Origin of the sequence: Ruoffia sp. FAM 20857 (genome assembly GCF_045528645.1) — a bacterium.
Taxonomy (GTDB): Bacteria; Bacillota; Bacilli; order Lactobacillales; family Aerococcaceae; genus Ruoffia; species Ruoffia halotolerans.
Genome location: NZ_JBGQRB010000004.1, coordinates 22,015 through 41,125, shown reverse-complemented (window position 1 = coordinate 41,125; position 19,111 = coordinate 22,015). Strand labels below are relative to the sequence as shown.

The following is a 19,111-nucleotide window of genomic DNA, read 5'->3' as shown; positions in this document are numbered from 1 at the left end:
AGATAGCCAAACTCATCTAATCATTCACCTTTTTGACAATAACCGCAATTTGGATCCAAACCATGTAACATACCTCCATATTCTTATTCCACACTAGTATATTGAAGATTTAACAAACATCCTACTCTGAAGTAAAATATTTTGAAACTCAGTGCTTTATGCTAAATGTGAGGCATTCTTACCAGCAATGCGCCCGAACGTAAAGATATCCGATAATGCATTCCCACCAAGACGGTTTCCGGCATGAATTCCGCCCGCAACTTCACCGGTAGCATATAGACCCGGAATAATATCGCCGTCTTTAGTCAATACATGTGTATTTGAGTCGATTTTTAATCCACCCATTGTATGATGGACCGCAGGTTTTCTTGGTGTTGCATAGAATGGTGCTTTCTCAACTTTATATTCAAATGCTCCTTTATGAAACTCTGGATCTTCCCCGACATCTACATACGAATTATATTTATGAATTGTATCAACTAATACCGATGGCTCCATACCAATCATCTCAGCTAATTCTTCAAGTGTATCTGCTCGGAATAAAACGCCTTGCTCGACTTCTTTCTCAATCTTCTCATCATTGGTATTCATGGCAGTACCTTTGATGTTCTCATCTGCGATTAAGTAGAATAGTCCACCGTTATCGATTGCTGCTTTAGATAACTCATCTCGACTTCCATATTCGTTAACGAATCGTTTACCTTCTTGGTTCACCATAATAAAGTTTGCAGGAGGCACTTGTAGCCCTGAGAATAGCGCTCCAGTATTTGGATCGGTTGTTGGTAACATTTGAATATAACCCATATCAACTAAATCTGCGCCAACACTCTCACCTAAACGAATACCGTCACCCGTAATAGCAGGTGAATTCGATGTTTTAATATCATCCGCAATCTCAGCCCAATATGTATTATATTTTTGAAGCATCTTCGTGTTTGAACCAAATCCACCTGAAGCAAGAACGACTGAGTCTGCATGAACGATAACTTTGCGCTTGTTGGGTCCATTAGCAATTAAGCCGACAACTTTACCGTCTTCAACGATTAATTCTTCCACTGACGTATCTGTTATAATCTCTCCATCGTGAGCAAGTACGTATTTCTGAAGGGCATCAACATAAGCAAATCCTTCATTCTCTTTCGGTTTGTGACCTCTTCTCCAGTTCGCTCCCACTGGCATTTGGACATTCTCTTTATCGAATTCAACCCCGATATCTTCTAACCAGTGAACTGAGTCTAAGACATTATCCGTTAACGTCTTCACTAAATCATAGTTTCCGTAAGCTTCATTGCCTTCTAGGTCATGTCGTTTACCACCTAGATATGTTTGAATTCGATGCCATAAAGTTGAATCAAATAAAAATTCTTCTTTCCCATCAACTTGGTTGAAATAGTCTTGAATTTGTTCTTTAAGCATATTAAAGTCTTCACGGTATTCCTCGTGGATTTCTGCTTCATCCAGCTCAAGAATGCCTTTTAACGTTGTATCTTCACCGGCTAAAGCTGTCATCCCATTTTGCCAGACAGGGTTGGCCGCATTCATTGGTCCACCCGTTCTAACTGTGTTACCACCAATCGATGGGAATTTTTCAAGCAATGTTACTTTTTTGCTTTCTTGAAGTGTACTTGCGGCTGCACTTAATCCCGCTCCCCCACCACCAATAACAACCACGTCAGTTGTGATTTCAAGTGGTTCTTCTTGAGGTTGTTGCGTTACTCGACGACGTTTTCTCATAACTTCTGCATCTGCTCCAGCTAATTCAACCGCAGTAGCTACTCCATCAATAACCCCTTTACTTGTCACTGTTGCGCCAGAAATAACGTCAACGTTTAACGTTTGACCGTCTAGAATTTCTTCTGGAATACGTGTGAATACAACATCCGCAATTCCTGCTGACTCGCCTTCAGTATCAATTTCAATCGCTTCAATACGGTTCTTTGATAAGCGAACCACCATTGGTAAATCACCATTATGCCCAGGTGTTGTTACTGAGTATTCCCCTGGTATAAATTCGATTTCTTCAGGAATATTCAATAAGTTCGCCACATCAGTAAAGCGGACGAATTTTTTGAAGCAACTTTCTAAGAATTTAATGGTTCCTTCATCTTTTAATTGCTCGTTTTCATCAAAGACTTCATGCACACGTCCTAGTAGAAATTCACTTCCCGGCATTACTGTCGCATTCACACCTGGTGCGTCAAGGACTTGGCGTAAATGAAGTTGCGAACGTGACGATCCTTGAACATCATAAGATGCACCGACAATCATCACAGGTTTACCATCGAACGGGTGCACTTTGAAAGATAGCCATTCTAAAGTACTTTTTAACGCAGATGGAATCGAGTGATTATGTTCAGGTGTCGCAATAATGACCCCATCAGCTTCCATAATTTTTTGGTTTAACTCTTGAATCACTTCACTGTCTGTTTGATCATCTGATTGGTTAAACATTGGCACTTTATCAATTTCTAGTACTTCAATGTCAACATCAGTAAAATGTCCCTTCATATAATGAAGTAACATTCTGTTATAAGAAAACTCAGCGTTTGTTCCAACAATTCCAACAAATTTCATAATTAATTACCTCCTATATCTTAATTATTTCCAAGTAAATGACATTTGACTCTTTCTGATTTTAGACGATGATTCTAATAACTTATTTGTTATTTCAACAAACTCGACGAATTCTTCAAAAACTTCTTCTAATTCTTCAACTTTTGTTTGGTCTTTTAAATTACCTTCCTCATCAAAAGCTTGGCTAGAACGACCTAATAGGAATTCAGAACTCGGCATAATACGCGCTTTAAGTTCAGGCGCATCTAGAATCTGACGTAAATGTGCTTGCGCTCGTGACGACCCAAGTGAGCCTAGGGAAGCTCCTGTAATTAACACTGGTTTGTTTAATAAAGGCTGAGTTGTATATGAAAGCCACTCTAGTAAGCTTTTCAATGCAGCTGTAATCGTGTGATCATATTCTGGGGTACTAATAATAACGCCGTCTGCGGCGAGTATTTTATCTGATATTTCTTGAATGCCTTTTGGAGCAATTCTTTCTTTAGGTTCATTAAAAGCAGGGAAATCTTTAATTTCACAGAGTTCAATATCCGCTTGTGAATTAAAATGCTTTTGAATATATTGTAATAATTGGCGGTTTGTCGACTGATCTGAGTTTGTACCTACAATTCCTATCAATTTCATCTTTAAAATCCCTTTCTATTCATTGTGCATGTGGCAAAATGAGCATGATATTGTAAAAAATTTAGCTCATGAACTTCAATACTTTATACCTATATAATAAATATTAATGACCTATTTGTGAAATATTTATTTAGTTATGGTATCATAAGTAAAAAGCAATAAGAAAGAAGTGTAACATATGACTTTGAATAATTATCAAGATATCTTGCAATACATTGATGTGCTACTCAAACATAATTCATTCACTAAAGCAGCCAAAGATCTGTACATTTCTCAACCTTATCTCACTCAAATTATTAAGAAAATCGAAGATGACTTAGGCACCGAAATCATTAATAGAAAAAGCCCTCAGCTACAATTAACTGAAGCAGGAAAAGTGTATTATCAATATTTGGAAAATTCAGATGCCGAATTAAATCAATTGAAAAACACGTTAATTCAATACAATGAAGATTCTCCCATTTCTCTCAGTATTGGTGTCTTGTCTAGTCTCGCAACCTTTATCTTACCGATTACTTTACCAAAATTTGTTCAAGCACATCCCGAAGTCACGTTAACGATTCTAGAAGATTTACCAAGTAACAGTGAAGCGAAAGCAATGAATCAAGAGATTGATTTCTATATTGGTCAAAATCCAGAGACAGTCTCCCCTTCGTTGATAACACATCTTTGTGGAACCCATCGGTATTATGCTGTGATTCCACCTAGTTCGGATTTATATATCAGTGGCTCTGTTGAATTGAGCTCGAATACAATTGCGATTGATAAATTATTAAGCCAAGACTTGGTGCTAACATCAAGTGGATCTGCAATTCGCCGTCAAATTGACCGCCTTTTAAAACGCTATAGTATCACGCCTAACATTGTCTTAGAGTCCACAAATATTTATACTGTTTCAAAATTTGCAGAGCACGGTTCGGGCGTTGCTTTTATCCCAGAAAGTGCTTTGCCTACTTTACAGGAAGATTTAGAATATAATTTATATCCCATCTCCCTCGACTTAATGTCGGTTGATTTTTTTATCGCTTACTCTTCACGACTATACTTAACTGATTTACATCATGATTTCTTAAATAGATTCATTACGAACGTGCAGACGCATTTGATTGTATAAAAAAATCGTTAGATTCATCGATGAATCTAACGATTTTTTATAAGTTATTTTCTTTATATCTTTTTACAATAATCGGTGTCATGAGACTTGTAACGACCACGACTGTTAGTAGTTTTGCGGTCGCATTTAGGACATATTCCATAAGCACGGGTTTCATTGCCCCTATAACAGTGGGCGTTCTGACCGAGGCTCCAGCTGCTGACATCTTTGAAAGCGAGGCAACTCCATTATTTTTCAATACTTTTGTGTCAAGTGAGAGTTGGTATAGGTTAACTAAATAGTAATCCCACTAAACCGGACTGCGTAGCTTCAATTAAATTTTAACCTTGTCCAATATTCCATCCTAATAAAAGTAGTAAAGCTGCAACTCCTGTCCCGAAAATTTTACGGAACCCTTGTACGATATGTCCAAGTATTATTCCTAAAATCACTGGAATCAGCGTTGAAACGAGTAACATCCATTCACATCCATCAGCATACGATAAACTATAGATAAATACCGGCACTAATGGTATTCGGCAAACAAAGAGGTAATACCAAAGACTGTCTTGTCTTTCTCTTTTCCAAAATCATTAACTAAGGCTAAATAAACCGCAGGATTAATACTTCCAATCGCAACAATGAAGTGCGCAAGTAATAGCACACCATGATTTTTGATTACTTTCTTTAAAGCACCAAGCTTCATACCTGTCCCTGAAAAGAAGCTTATTGATCGACTTCAACATCTTATCATCCCCTATTTGATATTATTTAATTATGTTCAATATATACTATTGTTAAAGGATAATCTTGATATAGTCTAGTTTGAAAGGTCAAATGTGTTTTAGTAATAAAAAATAGAACGCTTGGATTTACAAGCGTTCTTTCATTTAAATAATTGCACAAAAAAAAGGCACATAGCTTCACCACTTATAGCTGCTACCTTCCGGTCCTGACTCATTCATGGTTCCACTATTGCCAACACTTATAATAGCATAAAAGACACTCGAATGCAAAATCTTTTTAGCATTAATTATCGATTTCTAATATTTCTTCCTGCACTAATTTACGAAGGACTGGAATAACCTCTTCTTCAAACCACGGATTAATCTTTAACCAGCGCTGATTCAAAGGCGATGGATGTACTAGTGGGAAGAACTCTGGCAAGTAATCTTCATAATGGCGAACAGTCTCTGTTAAATTTCGTTGACGTGTTTTTTTAAGATAATGCTTTTGTGAGTAATTTCCAATCAACAGAATTGTCTTCAGATTTGGTAACTCATCGATGATACGTGGATGCCATTTCGGTGCAAACTCTTTTCTAGGCGGAACATCCCCAGTCTTAGCCTTACCTGGATAATAAAAGTCCATAGGTAGCTGAGCAATTTTATTTGATTCATAGAACTGTTCACGAGTCAGTCCCATCCATTCCCGCAAACGGTCCCCACTGGGATCATTCCAGAATAATTGCGTTTCTTCCGCTTTACGTCCTGGTGCTTGGCCAATAATCGCCATTGTTGCTTCTTTCGGCGCTTTGAATAAAGGTGGTACCCCGCGTTCAGTATAGGCTCGATTCAATTCATCTTCCATGATTTCTTGATAGATCTTATCCATCATACTGTTTGTCATCCTTCCATTTAATTAACAAGTTGTCCACAATTTACTTTATGTTAAAAATACAGCCCCAAATCCTATCATTATAGGGTAATTTCTATTAAAATATGTGATTAATGCTTCAATTTATCAACAATTAGGTAGTTATCAACAGCTCAGTCTGTGCATAAGTCTGTTGATAAGTCATTTTTCTGTGCATAGTCGAGAGTTTTGAACAGATGTTCCCGTTTTTATGGGGGTTATGCACATCAATCTGTGGATAACTTTATTTTTTTCTTATTTTCACGTAATTCTCTAAAGAAATTGGTTAAAAGTTGTCCACATTCCTCAGCTAAAACTCCTTTAATCACTTGAGGTTGGTGATTAAACCGCTCGTCTTCCAATAGATTCATGAGTGTTCCACCACAACCAGCTTTTAGATCCACTGCTCCGTATACTACATTCTCTACCCGTGAATTGATAAGGGCTCCCGCGCACATTGGACAAGGTTCTAATGTGATATACATTGTTGTCCCTTCCAGTCGCCAGGCATCAAGCGCTTTATTCGCGGCCTGAATGGCCTTAATTTCTGCATGACCTGTAGCATCTAACTCCAACTCACGGACATTATGCCCTCTGGCAATAATTTCACCGTCTTTAACGATAATCGCGCCAATCGGGACTTCTGCCTTCTCTTTAGCCACTAGCGCTTCTTTTATCGCTTCTTCCATCCACTTTTCATGCTCTAATCGCACCGCTTCTTCCATTTCAATTGCCTCTAACATATTTCACCTCGTAATATTTATATCTTTTCATTCGTTATGCACAGCTTCAATTATTTTTCACACAAAAAACCGAGCAAACCACTTCACTCTTCAGTGTACATGATTCACTCGGATTTATTAACTCTTTTAGAGATTATTCAAAATACTCTTGAACACGGTCAGTCACGTCAGAAGACATGTCTTTTGCACGATCCATAATTGAAGAGAATGCATCAGATGCTTGGTCTTTAACGTTTCCAGCACCACTTGCTAACTTAACGATTGTATTTACTTCAGAATCACTTAAGTTATCAACAGCATTTACTAAACTATCTGAACCATTTAATTTATGTTTTACAAATAATTTAGCGCGCTCACGGTTCACAACACCTTCAACTCTATGACGCACGTCATCGTTGTAGTACATCATCGCTGCAATTCCGGCAACTGTTGCAGCTGAACCAAGTAATACTAAGCCAAGTGACACATTATTTCTTTTTTTACTCATTTAAAATTCCTCCTTTTATGCTATATAAATTTATAACATCTTCATATTCAATGATAAGTATATTATAGCATAAAACGCTATCACAACCTATTAAAGCGACTTGCTATAACGCAATGTTTTATATTATATTGCGGTAAGATACTATTAGAACACGTTATTGTAGTAAATTTAATTTTAAAATTTATAGTTGAAAATTTATTTAATATCGCTTACCCTTATCTAGCAAGATTTGCGCGAACAAAAGGCGAACAAAAAAATTTGATTCTTAGTTTACTCTGGATAAATACGATATATTGGGTTAGAATACAGTAGCAGCACAATATATAGTGCTAACGGAACATTTTCACAAAGGGGTAATATAAATATGACTCAAACAACACATCAACATGTGACATGGAACAAAGAACAATTAAATAAAGCTATCGAAGCATTTCCACAAATCTTCCCTATGACAAGCGATATGAATATTACGCACAGCGGGGTTTCAAGAATGGTTATGTTAGATCGTTACTCATTTAAAGATGCGGCTAAATCAACGTTAGCGGTTGGAGACCTCGTTATCTTAACGGTTAAAGCAGATCCTAAATACCCAGCGAGAGGGATTGGGATTGTGCAAGCCATTGATACGGCTAACAACGAAGTCCTTATTTGGATTGAAGAAGAATACCGTGGTTCATTAGAAGATGAAACTGAACAAAAGACCGGACTTGTCACTCGCAAAATCGAAACGATTGATAAACCGTTAGAAATTTATTATGAACAGATTGCAAAGCGTACTGCCAAAGGTCTTTCGGATGTTGAAACAGATACAGTTAAACGTGAAGAATTAAATGGTCAATACTATACACAATTGAAAGAAATGAATTTTGTTCCCGCGGGTCGTGTGCTTTACGGGGCAGGAACAAATACTGATGTAACTTACTTTAACTGTTATGTGATGCCTTTCATTCCAGATTCACGTGAAGGTATCTCAGATCACCGTAAAGAAGTGATGGAGATTATGAGCCGTGGTGGTGGTGTCGGAACGAACGGTTCAACACTACGCCCTAGAAACACTCTAGCTCGCGGGGTTAACGGTAAGTCATCTGGTTCAGTTTCTTGGTTAGATGACATCGCTCAACTAACACATCTTGTGGAACAAGGTGGTAGCCGTCGTGGTGCACAGATGATTATGTTAGCTGATTGGCATCCAGATATTATTGAATTTATTATCTCAAAAATGCAAAACCCACGCGTTCTACAATATTTAATCGAACAAACTGATGACGAACAGATTAAAACATTAGCAAAAGAAAAACTGAAGTTCACACCATTAAACCAAGCTGAAGTAACGATGTACGAAAATATCGTTCGTTACAAAACAATGCCAGGTTTAGGTGGCTTTTCAGAACAAAATATCAAAGACGCTCAAGCTAAACTACGTGATGGCGGAACTTATAGCGTGAATAACCCAGAATTCTTAACAGGAGCGAATATTTCCGTTACTTTAACTGATGACTTTATGGAAGCCATTGAACAAGACGGCGACTGGACATTAAAATTCCCAGATGTTGAGAACTATACACCTGCTGAAATGGCTGCTTATAATGCAGAATGGCCTGATTCAGGTGATGTACGTGAATGGGCTGACCAAGGATACGGCATTAGAGATTACCGTACGATTAAAGCGAAAGAACTTTGGAAATTAATCAATATTTGTGCAACATATTCAGCTGAACCCGGTATCTTCTTTATCGATAACGCGAATAATGATACAAATGCGAAAGCATACGGTCAAAAAGTTGTCGCGACAAACCCATGTGGTGAACAACCCTTAGCACCATACTCTGTATGTAACTTAGCTGCCGTTAACTTAGCGAATATAGTAAATAAAGACACACATACTATGGATTATGACCGATTAATTGAAACAGTGAAGACTGGTGTACGTATGCAAGATAACGTGATTGACGCGACGCCGTATTTCCTAGAAGAAAATAAAAAACAAGCCCTGGGCGAACGTCGTATCGGTCTAGGTGTTATGGGCTTAGCTGACTTACTCATCTATACTGAACACGTTTATGGATCAGAAGAAGGAAACAAAATTGTTGATGAGGTATTCAAAACAATCGCAGTATCTGCTTACGAAGAATCGATTGCTTTAGCAAAAGAAAAAGGTAGTTTCCCATTCTTAATCGGCGAAAATGATGAAGAAACTCAAGTTCTTCGTCAAAAATTCGTTCAAACAGGCTACATGCAAAAAATGCCGGATCATATCCGTGAAGGTGTCTTAGAACACGGTATTCGTAATTCACACTTATTAACTGTTGCTCCAACTGGAAGTACAGGAACAATGGTTGGTGTAGCAACTGGATTAGAACCTTACTTTGCTTTCAAATACTTCCGTAGTGGACGACTTGGTAAATTTATCGAAGTGAATGCTGAAATTGTTCAAGAATATCTTGATGCACACCCAGAAGCAGACGCTGAAAATTTACCAGAGTTCTTCGTTGAAGCTATGTCACTTGCGCCAGAAGCACACGTTGATGTTCAAACAACGATCCAAAGATGGGTTGATAGTTCAATTTCTAAGACTGTAAACGCACCTAAAGGATACCAAGTCAGCCAAGTTCAAAGTATTTACGAACGCTTATACAAAGGTGGCGCTAAAGGTGGAACGGTCTATGTGGACGGGTCTCGTGACTCACAAGTATTAACACTTGCGGCTGAAGAGAATGAAGCAGAAAATATCGAATTATTCCCAATGGAAGAGGCGCGTATCGTTGATGACAGTAACGAATTAAGACAATTAGTTGACCTAGCTGAGTCAGAGCACGTTAAAACACAAGGGCATACAGATGACGTTGTCTTTGGTTCAGATATCGGAGATACTTGCCCAATTTGTCGTAGTGGAATCGTTCAAGATATTGGTGGATGTAATACATGTACTAACTGTAACGCTCAATTACGCTGCGGTTTATAATAAGGAGTATACTTATGCAAATTTACACACGGACAGGTGATCACGGTACCACTCGCATCATCGGTGGAAAGTCTGTTCATAAAGATAGCCAACAAGTCGAGGCTTACGGAACGGTGGATGAATTAAACAGTATTATCGGGATGATTGTTGCTTTAGAAGAAACGCCTAGTGATATGAAAGAAGAGCTCATGCGCATTCAACACTATTTATTCGACTGCGGCAATGACTTAGCAACACCCGAAAAACATGATAAGTATCCATATCGTACGAATGCAGACCTGGTAACTTGGTTAGAAAGCCGCATCGACGAGTATGCACCGATACCTCCAACAGTTGAATCATTTATTTTACCAGGTGGAACACAACTCGCTGCTCAACTTCACTTTGCACGCACCGTTACAAGACGCGCCGAGCGTCGGATTGTTAGCTTGCAACAAGAACAGACGATTAATCAGCACGTATTAAAGTTTATTAACCGTCTATCTGATTACTTCTTTGCCCTAGCACGTGTGGCTAATAGCCAAGCTGGTGTCGAAGACGTCTTGTATGAACGAAGCGGACGTGTCTTCCATACTGAATTGACAAAAAAAGATATACCAAAATAATTTCAAAAGAGCCATCAGAAAAATTTCTGATGGCTCTTTTATGTGTTACAGTTGCAAAGTTTCCTATTCGTTATCCTTTTGAAGTTATAAATCGTTTTTGAATAATTGGCACCAGTGTCGGCTCCAGCACTAAAAAGAAGGCCACATTCCCAGCCGCATGCATTAAATCAAATGTAATCCCTTGGGCATAATAAACCCAGAAATTAACGACACCAAACATTTGTGATGAAAATAGTGAAATAACAAACCCGTAAATTAATCCAGTCGCTCCAGCGAACAGCGCAAAGATTACTCTTCGCGCACTCTGATGGTCCTTTAATCGATTGTATAAAGCCTTTAGAGCACTTGTAAGTAATACAATGATGCCATAGGCCATAATTTGATAAAGTGTCCAAGGACCCATTCCAAGTAGCATATTCGAAATGACCATCGAAGTGATAGCTACTAGGAGTCCATCCAAAGTTCCCATCGTTAAAGTAATAATTATTAAAATCACTGTGACAGGTTGTACATTTGGTATAAATTGAAAGGCAATTCGCCCAATATGACACAGAGCGGTCAGTAAGGCCAGTACTGCTAGACGCTTAACTGTGAAATACTTACTCATCCTTCGAAGGCTTCAAGTTTCCACTCGACTAAGTCACCGTCTGATAACTCTAATTCAGCCGCTCCAACTTCAGCCATCTCTCCGTTTAAGTCAAACAACCAGTATTTCCCTGCCTCTTCATCCTGTTCGTATCCGTTAATTGCAGAGATAAAGCCGTCAGCTTCTTCAAGTTCATAATGCTCTTTCATCACATCTAATAGAATCGCACCTTCTTCAACTTCTAGAACTTGTTCGCCTTCGTCAATTTCTTCTCCATCAACTGTTACTGATACAGTCACTTCAGCTAATACCGCTTGTTCACTTGATTCAACCGGTGTTGAAGTAACTTCTTCTGTCTGTGTCGTTTCACCACAACCAACTAATACTAAAGTTGACGCTAATAATAGTAACCATTTTTTCATTCTAAATGCCTCCCATATGATTTTGTGACAGATGACAGTATTCACTTCAAACTATTTGGAGAGAAAAGCATGGGTTTATTCGAATGGATCGGATATCACTCACTATTTTGCCTCGAAATAGTATGTCGGATAAGTATGCTTGAATAAAGATCTGACTCCATGCTTTTCGCATGATTACAGTGGCGGGACCGTCTCGGAATTTAACCGAACTTCCATATTCAAACTACTTTAAATTTGTATCTATCTCTCTTTATAATAATTATTAATGAAGGACAATGCAAGTTAATTGTCAGTAAAAATAATTGGTCAAATGATGAATTGAGTATTATAATCTTTATATTCGCATTTTTTGATTGCAAATTTTTAGACGAAGGAGTTAATTGATTGGACAATTTTATGATCGGATTCAATGCAGTCATGCCAATGATGCTTTACATGGCTTTAGGTCAGTTTTTTACACGCGCAGGTTTCATTAAACAAGACGCTTATGCTCAGTTTAATAAAGCGATTTTTTCTATTTTACTGCCATTGAATTTATTCTCAAATGTTTATAATACGAATATTGCGACGGATTTTAATGGGTTAACTTTATCTTTTAACATTATTTTTGCTATTGTTGCATTTATTATTTTGGCTTTTATTGTACCTATTTTCGAAAAATCAAATGCAAAACGAGGGGTCATTCTTCAAGGTTCGATTCGTTCAAACGCGATTTTATTCGGTTTACCAATGGGAATAGCTTTACTCGGTCAAGAAAATTTAGGGATGGTAACGATTGTTCTAGCAACCATTGTGCCTTTAAATAATATCTTCTCTGTAATTGCTTTTTCAATTTATACTGATGAGAAATTCTCATTGAAACGAACAATTAAACAAGTATTGACTAACCCAATGGTTATCTTTACTTGCGCAGGGGTAATTGTTGCAGTATTAGGATTCAAGTTCCCTAATGTGATTGAAACGACGATGGGAAATTTAACACGTATGACGCCGCCGCTTGCACTCATTGTTATGGGTGGAACGTTTAACTTTGGTAAACTAAAGGATGCTGACTGGTCTCTTTACGGAACTGTTCTTGCACGATTAGTAATTATTCCTACGATTGCTTTATTTATTGCAGGTGGTTTATTAGACTTTCGTGGAGCTGACTTAATATCAGTCTTAATCGCGACGGCTGGACCAACGGCTGTATCTAGTTATGCTCAAGCAGTTGTCGCCGGCGGTGATGGCGATTTAGCAAACCAAATTGTTGTCTTCACAACGGTCGCTTCAATGTTCTCGCTTGTTGTGTTTATTATGATTTTAAAGAATTTAGCTTATTTCTAATACGATGGGCTATCAAGGAAACACCAGACTTTTCTGAAGTTTGGTGTTTTTTATGCTTTTTGGATCTTAAGACAAATGGACTTGCGGTTCGTCTTTAGTTGAGCTAACTCAAGACAAATGGACTTGCGGTTCGTCTTTAGTTGAGCTAACTCAAGACAAATGGACTCGCCGTTTGGCTTTAGTTGAGCTAACTCAAGACAAATGGATTCGCCGTTCGTCTTTAGTTGAGCTAACTCAAGACAAATGGATTCCCCGTTTGCCTTTAGTTGAGCTAACTCAAGACAAATGGACTTGCTGTTTGGCTCTTGTCACAGAAAAAAATCGTGTCAGCGAGATTCCTCTCACCGACACGATTCATCTGTATTATTTAGAACGGTTATTGATATTGATTGCTCCTTGGCGGCCACCAATGGTGATGTTATCACCTAGTTTGATATCTCCACTTAGCATCATTTCACTTAACTCGTCTTCTATTTGTTTTTGAATTGCGCGACGGATTGGTCTTGCTCCATATTCTGGATCGAAGCCAGCGTCAGCAATAATTTCTAGAGCTGTCTCTGTTACACGGGCTTCAATCTCAAGATCATGTAGACGGTTGATGATATCTTGCGCTTGTAATTTAACAATCTCTTTAATTTGATCTTTAGATAATGGGTGGAAGACAATAATTTCGTCAATACGGTTAATGAATTCTGGACGGAATCCACGTTTTACTTCTTCCATAACGCGTGCTTCCATTGCCTTGAAGTCATCTGTATAGTCCACAGCACCGAATCCGACTGATTTGTCATCACGAAGAGCTGTTGCTCCCATGTTCGAAGTCATGATGATAATTGTGTTACGGAAGTCGACACGACGCCCTTTACCATCTGTCATATGACCATCATCAAATACTTGTAATAACATGTTAAATACATCTGGATGGGCTTTTTCAACCTCATCTAAGAGAATCACACTGTAAGGTTTTTGACGAACTTGCTCAGTCAATTGACCTGCTTCATCATAACCAACGTATCCTGGAGGTGAACCTACTAAACGAGACACACTGTGTTTTTCCATGTATTCAGACATATCCACACGGATCATATTGTCCTCGCTACCAAAGATAGATGAAGCTAAAGATTTCGCTAATTCTGTCTTACCTACCCCAGTTGGGCCTAAGAACATAAATGACCCAATTGGTCGTTTAGGACTCTTCAAGCCACTGTATGCGCGGCGGATCGCTTTAGATACTGATACAACAGCATCATCTTGACCGATAACACGTTCATGCAACTCTTCTTCTAAGTGAACAAGACGTTTTGATTCGGCAGCATCTAATTGTTTTACTGGGATACCTGTTGAAATAGTAATTACTTCTGCGATATCTTCAGGACTCACTTTAAGAATTGCTTCACCTTCACCCTTATCTTTGCTTTCTGCTTTCGCAGCTGCTTCGATTTGAGTTTCAACTTTTTGTTCTTCTTCACGGATTTTGGCTGCAGTGTCAAAATCACGGGCTAAGATAGCTTTTTCTTTTTTATCGGATAATTCGCCTAATTTTTTCTCAAGGTCGCTTAAGTTTGTACTGTGCGTCGTTGCATCAATACGTACTTTAGCTGAGGCCTCATCAATTAAATCAACGGCTTTATCTGGTAAGCGACGTTCAGTTAAGTAACGTGTACTTAATTTAACCGCTGCTTCGACCGCTTCATCAGTAATTTCTACATTGTGGTGTTTTTCGTAACGTTCTTTAAGTCCATGAATAATTTGAACAGACTCTTGTTGAGTTGGCTCATCGATTTGAACTTTAGAGAAACGACGTTCTAAGGCTGCATCTTTTTCAATGTGTTTTTGATATTCATCTAAAGTAGTTGCACCAATGATTTGAATTTCTCCACGAGCTAATGCTGGTTTCAGGATGTTTGCTGCGTCAACAGCACCTTCGGCTGATCCTGCCCCAATTAATGTATGTAACTCATCAATGAAGAGAATTGTATTACCATCTTCAGTAATTTCTTCAATGATTTTCTTCATACGTTCTTCGAATTCACCACGGTATTTCGTTCCCGCAACAAGTGAACCCATATCTAACATCATTAAACGTTTGTTAGCAATGTTTTCAGCCACTCCACCAGATACAATACGTTCTGCTAGACCTTCGGCGATTGCCGTTTTACCAACACCAGGCTCCCCAACTAATACGGGGTTATTTTTTGAACGGCGACTAACAATTTGTATGATACGACGGATTTCATTCGCACGTCCAACCACTGGATCTAACTTCCCGTCACGCGCTAATTGTGTTAAGTCACGTGCAAGTGAATCTAAAGTTGGTGTTGTCGAACTTGTCGCTCCATTTTGTTGCTGTTGTTGTTTTTGACGTCCACGACGGCTATTTTGAACGCGTCCTGTTGAATCGTTCACACCAACCATTTCGTAGATTGTTTTTCTTAATTCATTTAAGTCGATACCTAAGTTCTTTAATAGAACTGTTGCTAAAATTTCTTCTTTTAACATGCCTAGTAATAAATGCTCTGTTCCAACTTTTGGCACACCTAAACGTTTCGCATCATTCGATGCATTCATAATAATTTTCTTCGCACGTGGTGAGTATGGAATAACAATATCCCCTTGCATACGTGGAGCATTCACTTTACCGTGAATAATTTCTAATTCAGTTAGTAACGTTTGGTAATCTGCACCCATGCCACGTAAAGCTTTTCCGGCAATACCTGACTCTTCACGAGCTAGACCTAATAAGATATGTTCTGTGCCTACAGCCTGATGTCTTAAGTAATACGCTTGCTCAGCAGCAAAAATCATTACTTGGCGAGCACTTTCAGTAAATAATTCTTCAAACATACTTTCACCTCTTTATTTATATGTAATTCGTAATTGTTCTAAAAACTTCGACAGAATCAAAGCTCTTGCTTCTTGTTCATGTAACGAGATTGTTTGTAGTAATGCTTTATCAATCACTGATAGTATTAATGCGCCTTCTCGTTCTGTCATTATACTATGGTTGACTAATGTTTCAATAATATTGATTGCACTGCGGTGATTTATACGCGGTCCTATCATTTGGATCATATCGTCAAGGGCGTCGATTTCATCAACTAACTCAACTTTTAGAATCCGTATATAGCCCCCACCACCTCGTTTACTTTCTACCATATAGCCATGTTCTTGAGTAAAGCGTGTATTAATAACATAGTTAATCTGTGAAGGTACACAATCAAATTGTTCTGCAATATCACTTCGTTTGATTTCAATTCTTTCACTATTTTTCAAAAAGCTTTTTAAATAAGCTTCAATAATATCCGACATATTTCTTTGTGCCACTATGATCCCCCTTCCACTAACATTGACTATCTTTGACTATTATATAATAAAAAGACTTTCTCGACAACTATTCAGTTTAAGGAAAGAGGACTTTAATGAAGTGAGTATGTGTCTTCTGACCTTCTTTGACCATTATAGCATATCTATTAAAAAATCAACATTTTGAATTGAAAAAGAGCCCTAAATCTATCTTAGATAGACATCAGGGCTCCATTTTGTTTAAATATCTTGAATATCTTCTGGTGTCAATATTTTATGACGGAGGGCTTCAAAGGGTTTCAATCTTAAGCCTTCTTCTTCATATTCATTCATTAGAGAACGCTCTTTGGCTTCTTCCCGAATCTGTTTACGGTAGCTTATATCCAAACTAAATAGTTTATAGATTGTTGCAAAGACCGGTACCCCAAGTAAAATCCCTGAAATTCCGAACAAGCCCCCACCGACAGTTACCGCTGCTAAGACCCACATACCTGGAAGGCCGATTGAATCACCGACCACACGCGGATAGATCAAATCTCCTTCGAGTTGTTGAACAACAATAACGAAAATGAGATAGATTAATGCATTAATTGGCGATACGGCAAATTGAATAATCACACCAACAAAGCCGGCTAGAAAGGCACCTACTAAAGGAATAAACGCTAAAGCTCCTTGCAAGGCTCCGAGCATGGCTGCATATGGCATTTGGATGGCCCAAAGTCCAAGCGATACGATGAAGCCTAGAATAAAAGCCTCAATGACCGTTCCTGTAATATAGTTGGAAAAGACATCGTCAGTCACATTCAAGATGTTCTTAACAATTCTTACTTGCTCATCACTCAAATATGAAATCAGGATATCATTGAAATTTTTACCCAGCTTTTCTTTCGACACTAAAATATAAAGGGCAAACATCACTGACAATACAAAGGTTGTCACAGCTGAAGCTGAACTAGATAAAAGTGATACAGAAGACTCCGCTACACCTCGAAGCAGTCGGTTTCCAATCTCAGCAAAACTAGACATCACACTACTCCAATTAAAGTCCACTTGTTCTATTAAATCATTAAACATCGGAATAAGATGCTGTTGCTCTTCAACCCAAGTTTGTAAGGAATCTGTCACTGTTGGTACAGCCTCAACTAAAGTAATAACAGCCGTTACAAGTTGCGGAACAACTAAACCAATGATTCCCGCAACGACTAAAGTAATGACTAAAATTGAAAGTACAATCGCCAGCGGACGGCGAGTGTGTTGCAACCATTTTTTATCCGTATTGGGATACAATCTTTTCTCAAACTGGTTCATGAGTAAGTTCAAAACGTAAGCCATCATTCCCCCTAAGACAACTGGGAAAGCAACTTGCCAAACAACTCCAAAGGCACTTGCTACTTGTGACCAATTGAAAATAATTAAAATAATAACCGCAATAAATAATATCTTTGCTATAAATTGCTTCTCAAGTTTAAAATGATTCAAAAAAACACCTCTCTCTTAGTTATAGAATAGGCTAAGAGAGAGGTGTAGTCAATTAAATTTGTTTATTGTTTCTAGTCTTTATTAGACAGCATTATTATGTGTTTCGCTTGCTGTTTTAGCACCAGCATGTCCAGCAAAAGCTGTAATAAACATCGCTACTAAAAGTCCAACAAAGATATACAATGAGTATTTAGATGTTTGGTTAGAGACATCTTCAGCAACTTGTGCACTTTCAGCAAAAGCTTGTTCAGCTTGTACTTGTAAGTCTTCAACTGCTGTTTGTGCATCATTCAATGCTTGTTCAGCTTCTTGACTTGCTTGTCCATAAGCTTCTTGGATATTCGTTACTGCTTCTTCTGCTTCTTGTTCAGATAAATCAGTATTATTTGAGATTGCTTCAGTTAAAGCATCTTCATCTAATTCTTGACCGATTTCGTCAATACGACCTTGGATATTGCTAGTTACGTTCTCAATCTCTTGTTGTGGATCTTGTCCATTAACAACAATATTATAACCTGCTGTGGATACATCATCCATTGTCGCTTGAACTTGATTATCTAAGTAATCAGGTTGTAATTGTTCAATTTCAGTATCTTCTAATACATCTGTCACAGTTTGTTCTAAATCTTGTGAATCAACATTGATTTCTTGAGCGATTGAATCAAATGCCTCTTGAGATAATGATCCAACAGTATCAGCTGTTCCTGAGATTGCATCTCCTGCAGCTTGTCCCGTATAGCCTAAAACTGTTCCTAAAGAATTAAATGCCATACCAACTGCGGATGTCATTAAAGTAAACATCACAATGACACTGACTGCCCAAGTTAAGAAACCATGGATAAAACCCGCTCGATTAGCTGTAATCCCTGTTACATAACCAGCGACTGCTAGCGATACGATTAATGCGATAATGATCCAAATAACTAAACCAATCCCGACACCATCTAATGGGTTTTGGCTTGTAAAATCAGGTACGCCAAAGCCAACCGCTGCTCCAATTAGGGAGAATAAAATACTAATCGCCACGAACGTTACAACTCCAGCGAAAATCGCACGCCAAGACATGTTATTACCCGCTTTTTCATTAATTCCATCTAATATATATTTCTTCATCTTCTTCACTCCTACTTCATAATTATTACATAAATAATCATATTACATTTAGATGACAAGGTCAATTATAACAGCTTGAATACAGCAACTACCTTCATTCTGTTTATTGAATATTGCAACAATATATATATGCATAAGGCATAATATTGTTTCGATTAA

Annotated in this window: 17 protein-coding genes, 1 other RNA gene, 1 pseudogene and 1 riboswitch; of the genes and pseudogenes, 4 read left to right on the top strand and 15 right to left on the bottom strand. The window is 38.1% G+C overall.

All coding sequences use genetic code 11. The annotated features are described in order from the left end of the window. Positions 1-156 precede the first annotated feature (156 nt). Together ACEN4N_RS01835 and ACEN4N_RS01830 are read right to left on the bottom strand one after the other, a co-directional pair. Positions 157-2,574 (bottom strand): flavocytochrome c, encoded by a 2,418-nt coding sequence (locus ACEN4N_RS01835; RefSeq protein WP_138403901.1) that lies wholly within the window; start codon positions 2,572-2,574, stop codon positions 157-159. Positions 2,575-2,598: 24 nt separating this feature from the next. Then, positions 2,599-3,198: an NADPH-dependent FMN reductase gene (locus ACEN4N_RS01830; RefSeq protein WP_407093573.1), complete on the bottom strand. Its 600-nt coding sequence runs from the start codon at positions 3,196-3,198 to the stop codon at positions 2,599-2,601. Positions 3,199-3,376: 178 nt separating this feature from the next. Here ACEN4N_RS01830 and ACEN4N_RS01825 point away from each other — a divergent pair, with 178 nt between their 5' ends. Beyond that, the gene (locus ACEN4N_RS01825) at positions 3,377-4,312 is read left to right on the top strand and encodes a LysR family transcriptional regulator (protein ID WP_138403903.1); all 936 of its coding nucleotides are present in this window, start codon (positions 3,377-3,379) and stop codon (positions 4,310-4,312) included. A gap of 37 nt (positions 4,313-4,349) precedes the next feature. Here the strand turns inward: ACEN4N_RS01825 and ACEN4N_RS01820 are convergent. From ACEN4N_RS01820 to ACEN4N_RS01790, 7 genes and pseudogenes are all read right to left on the bottom strand, one after another. Next, positions 4,350-4,562: pseudogene (locus tag ACEN4N_RS01820) on the bottom strand (2-keto-3-deoxygluconate permease); the annotation flags it as partial. A gap of 70 nt (positions 4,563-4,632) precedes the next feature. Then, entirely contained in the window at positions 4,633-4,818 is a 186-nt protein-coding gene (locus tag ACEN4N_RS01815) for a 2-keto-3-deoxygluconate permease (RefSeq protein ID WP_268951492.1), read from the bottom strand. Continuing rightward, positions 4,818-4,997, bottom strand: coding sequence for a hypothetical protein (locus ACEN4N_RS01810; protein WP_138403906.1), 180 nt, complete (start codon positions 4,995-4,997; stop codon positions 4,818-4,820). Before ACEN4N_RS01810 ends, ACEN4N_RS01815 begins: the two co-directional genes overlap by 1 nt. 188 nt (positions 4,998-5,185) lie before the next feature. Continuing rightward, positions 5,186-5,279: signal recognition particle sRNA small type (gene ffs, locus ACEN4N_RS01805), an RNA gene on the bottom strand. Positions 5,280-5,320: 41 nt separating this feature from the next. Next, on the bottom strand, positions 5,321-5,905 hold the full coding sequence (locus tag ACEN4N_RS01800) for a uracil-DNA glycosylase family protein (RefSeq protein WP_407090614.1): 585 nt from the start codon (positions 5,903-5,905) through the stop codon (positions 5,321-5,323). A 248-nt stretch (positions 5,906-6,153) separates the two neighbouring features. Continuing rightward, a complete protein-coding gene (tadA, locus tag ACEN4N_RS01795; protein WP_171031393.1) occupies positions 6,154-6,669 on the bottom strand; it encodes a tRNA adenosine(34) deaminase TadA in 516 nt (171 codons plus the stop codon). A 133-nt stretch (positions 6,670-6,802) separates the two neighbouring features. Next, positions 6,803-7,156 carry a hypothetical protein gene (locus ACEN4N_RS01790; protein ID WP_138405535.1) on the bottom strand — a complete coding sequence of 118 codons (354 nt, stop codon included), beginning with the start codon at positions 7,154-7,156 and terminating at the stop codon, positions 6,803-6,805. 364 nt (positions 7,157-7,520) lie between these two features. On the opposite strand from ACEN4N_RS01790, the gene ACEN4N_RS01785 reads away from it, so the two are divergent. Next, positions 7,521-10,118: a vitamin B12-dependent ribonucleotide reductase gene (locus ACEN4N_RS01785; RefSeq protein WP_407093572.1), complete on the top strand. Its 2,598-nt coding sequence runs from the start codon at positions 7,521-7,523 to the stop codon at positions 10,116-10,118. A 14-nt stretch (positions 10,119-10,132) separates the two neighbouring features. After that, positions 10,133-10,723 (top strand): cob(I)yrinic acid a,c-diamide adenosyltransferase, encoded by a 591-nt coding sequence (locus tag ACEN4N_RS01780; protein ID WP_407093571.1) that lies wholly within the window; start codon positions 10,133-10,135, stop codon positions 10,721-10,723. Between the two features lie 70 nt (positions 10,724-10,793). Here ACEN4N_RS01780 and ACEN4N_RS01775 read toward each other — a convergent pair whose 3' ends face one another. Together ACEN4N_RS01775 and ACEN4N_RS01770 are read right to left on the bottom strand one after the other, a co-directional pair. Further along, a complete protein-coding gene (locus ACEN4N_RS01775; protein WP_407090612.1) occupies positions 10,794-11,330 on the bottom strand; it encodes an ECF transporter S component in 537 nt (178 codons plus the stop codon). Further along, a complete protein-coding gene (locus ACEN4N_RS01770) occupies positions 11,327-11,731 on the bottom strand; it encodes a DUF4430 domain-containing protein (RefSeq protein ID WP_407090611.1) in 405 nt (134 codons plus the stop codon). Before ACEN4N_RS01770 ends, ACEN4N_RS01775 begins: the two co-directional genes overlap by 4 nt. A gap of 92 nt (positions 11,732-11,823) precedes the next feature. Next, positions 11,824-11,972, bottom strand: a riboswitch (adenosylcobalamin (AdoCbl) riboswitch). A 143-nt stretch (positions 11,973-12,115) separates the two neighbouring features. On the opposite strand from ACEN4N_RS01770, the gene ACEN4N_RS01765 reads away from it, so the two are divergent. Continuing rightward, positions 12,116-13,057 carry an AEC family transporter gene (locus tag ACEN4N_RS01765; protein WP_407090610.1) on the top strand — a complete coding sequence of 314 codons (942 nt, stop codon included), beginning with the start codon at positions 12,116-12,118 and terminating at the stop codon, positions 13,055-13,057. Positions 13,058-13,420: 363 nt separating this feature from the next. On the opposite strand, the gene ACEN4N_RS01760 is transcribed toward ACEN4N_RS01765, so the two are convergent. The 4 genes from ACEN4N_RS01760 to ACEN4N_RS01745 form a co-directional block, all read right to left on the bottom strand. Further along, on the bottom strand, positions 13,421-15,901 hold the full coding sequence (locus tag ACEN4N_RS01760; RefSeq protein WP_407090609.1) for an ATP-dependent Clp protease ATP-binding subunit: 2,481 nt from the start codon (positions 15,899-15,901) through the stop codon (positions 13,421-13,423). 12 nt (positions 15,902-15,913) lie between these two features. Next, positions 15,914-16,381 (bottom strand): CtsR family transcriptional regulator, encoded by a 468-nt coding sequence (locus ACEN4N_RS01755; RefSeq protein ID WP_197103169.1) that lies wholly within the window; start codon positions 16,379-16,381, stop codon positions 15,914-15,916. Positions 16,382-16,600: 219 nt separating this feature from the next. Beyond that, complete coding sequence (locus ACEN4N_RS01750) at positions 16,601-17,839, bottom strand: AI-2E family transporter (protein WP_407090608.1); 1,239 nt, start codon at positions 17,837-17,839, stop codon at positions 16,601-16,603. A gap of 81 nt (positions 17,840-17,920) precedes the next feature. Continuing rightward, positions 17,921-18,952: a hypothetical protein gene (locus ACEN4N_RS01745; protein ID WP_407090607.1), complete on the bottom strand. Its 1,032-nt coding sequence runs from the start codon at positions 18,950-18,952 to the stop codon at positions 17,921-17,923. Positions 18,953-19,111: the final 159 nt, after the last annotated feature.

Bases quoted from the DNA above. Each gene is read 5' to 3' on its own strand.
- ACEN4N_RS01835 (WP_138403901.1), bottom strand. From the start codon at position 2,574: ATGAAATTTGTTGGAATTGTTGGAACAAACGCTGAGTTTTCTTATAAC.
- ACEN4N_RS01830 (WP_407093573.1), bottom strand. From the start codon at position 3,198: ATGAAATTGATAGGAATTGTAGGTACAAACTCAGATCAGTCGACAAAC.
- ACEN4N_RS01825 (WP_138403903.1), top strand. From the start codon at position 3,377: ATGACTTTGAATAATTATCAAGATATCTTGCAATACATTGATGTGCTA.
- ACEN4N_RS01810 (WP_138403906.1), bottom strand. From the start codon at position 4,997: ATGAAGCTTGGTGCTTTAAAGAAAGTAATCAAAAATCATGGTGTGCTA.
- ACEN4N_RS01800 (WP_407090614.1), bottom strand. From the start codon at position 5,905: ATGGATAAGATCTATCAAGAAATCATGGAAGATGAATTGAATCGAGCC.
- tadA (WP_171031393.1), bottom strand. From the start codon at position 6,669: ATGTTAGAGGCAATTGAAATGGAAGAAGCGGTGCGATTAGAGCATGAA.
- ACEN4N_RS01790 (WP_138405535.1), bottom strand. From the start codon at position 7,156: ATGAGTAAAAAAAGAAATAATGTGTCACTTGGCTTAGTATTACTTGGT.
- ACEN4N_RS01785 (WP_407093572.1), top strand. From the start codon at position 7,521: ATGACTCAAACAACACATCAACATGTGACATGGAACAAAGAACAATTA.
- ACEN4N_RS01780 (WP_407093571.1), top strand. From the start codon at position 10,133: ATGCAAATTTACACACGGACAGGTGATCACGGTACCACTCGCATCATC.
- ACEN4N_RS01775 (WP_407090612.1), bottom strand. From the start codon at position 11,330: ATGAGTAAGTATTTCACAGTTAAGCGTCTAGCAGTACTGGCCTTACTG.
- ACEN4N_RS01770 (WP_407090611.1), bottom strand. From the start codon at position 11,731: ATGAAAAAATGGTTACTATTATTAGCGTCAACTTTAGTATTAGTTGGT.
- ACEN4N_RS01760 (WP_407090609.1), bottom strand. From the start codon at position 15,901: ATGTTTGAAGAATTATTTACTGAAAGTGCTCGCCAAGTAATGATTTTT.
- ACEN4N_RS01745 (WP_407090607.1), bottom strand. From the start codon at position 18,952: ATGAAGAAATATATATTAGATGGAATTAATGAAAAAGCGGGTAATAAC.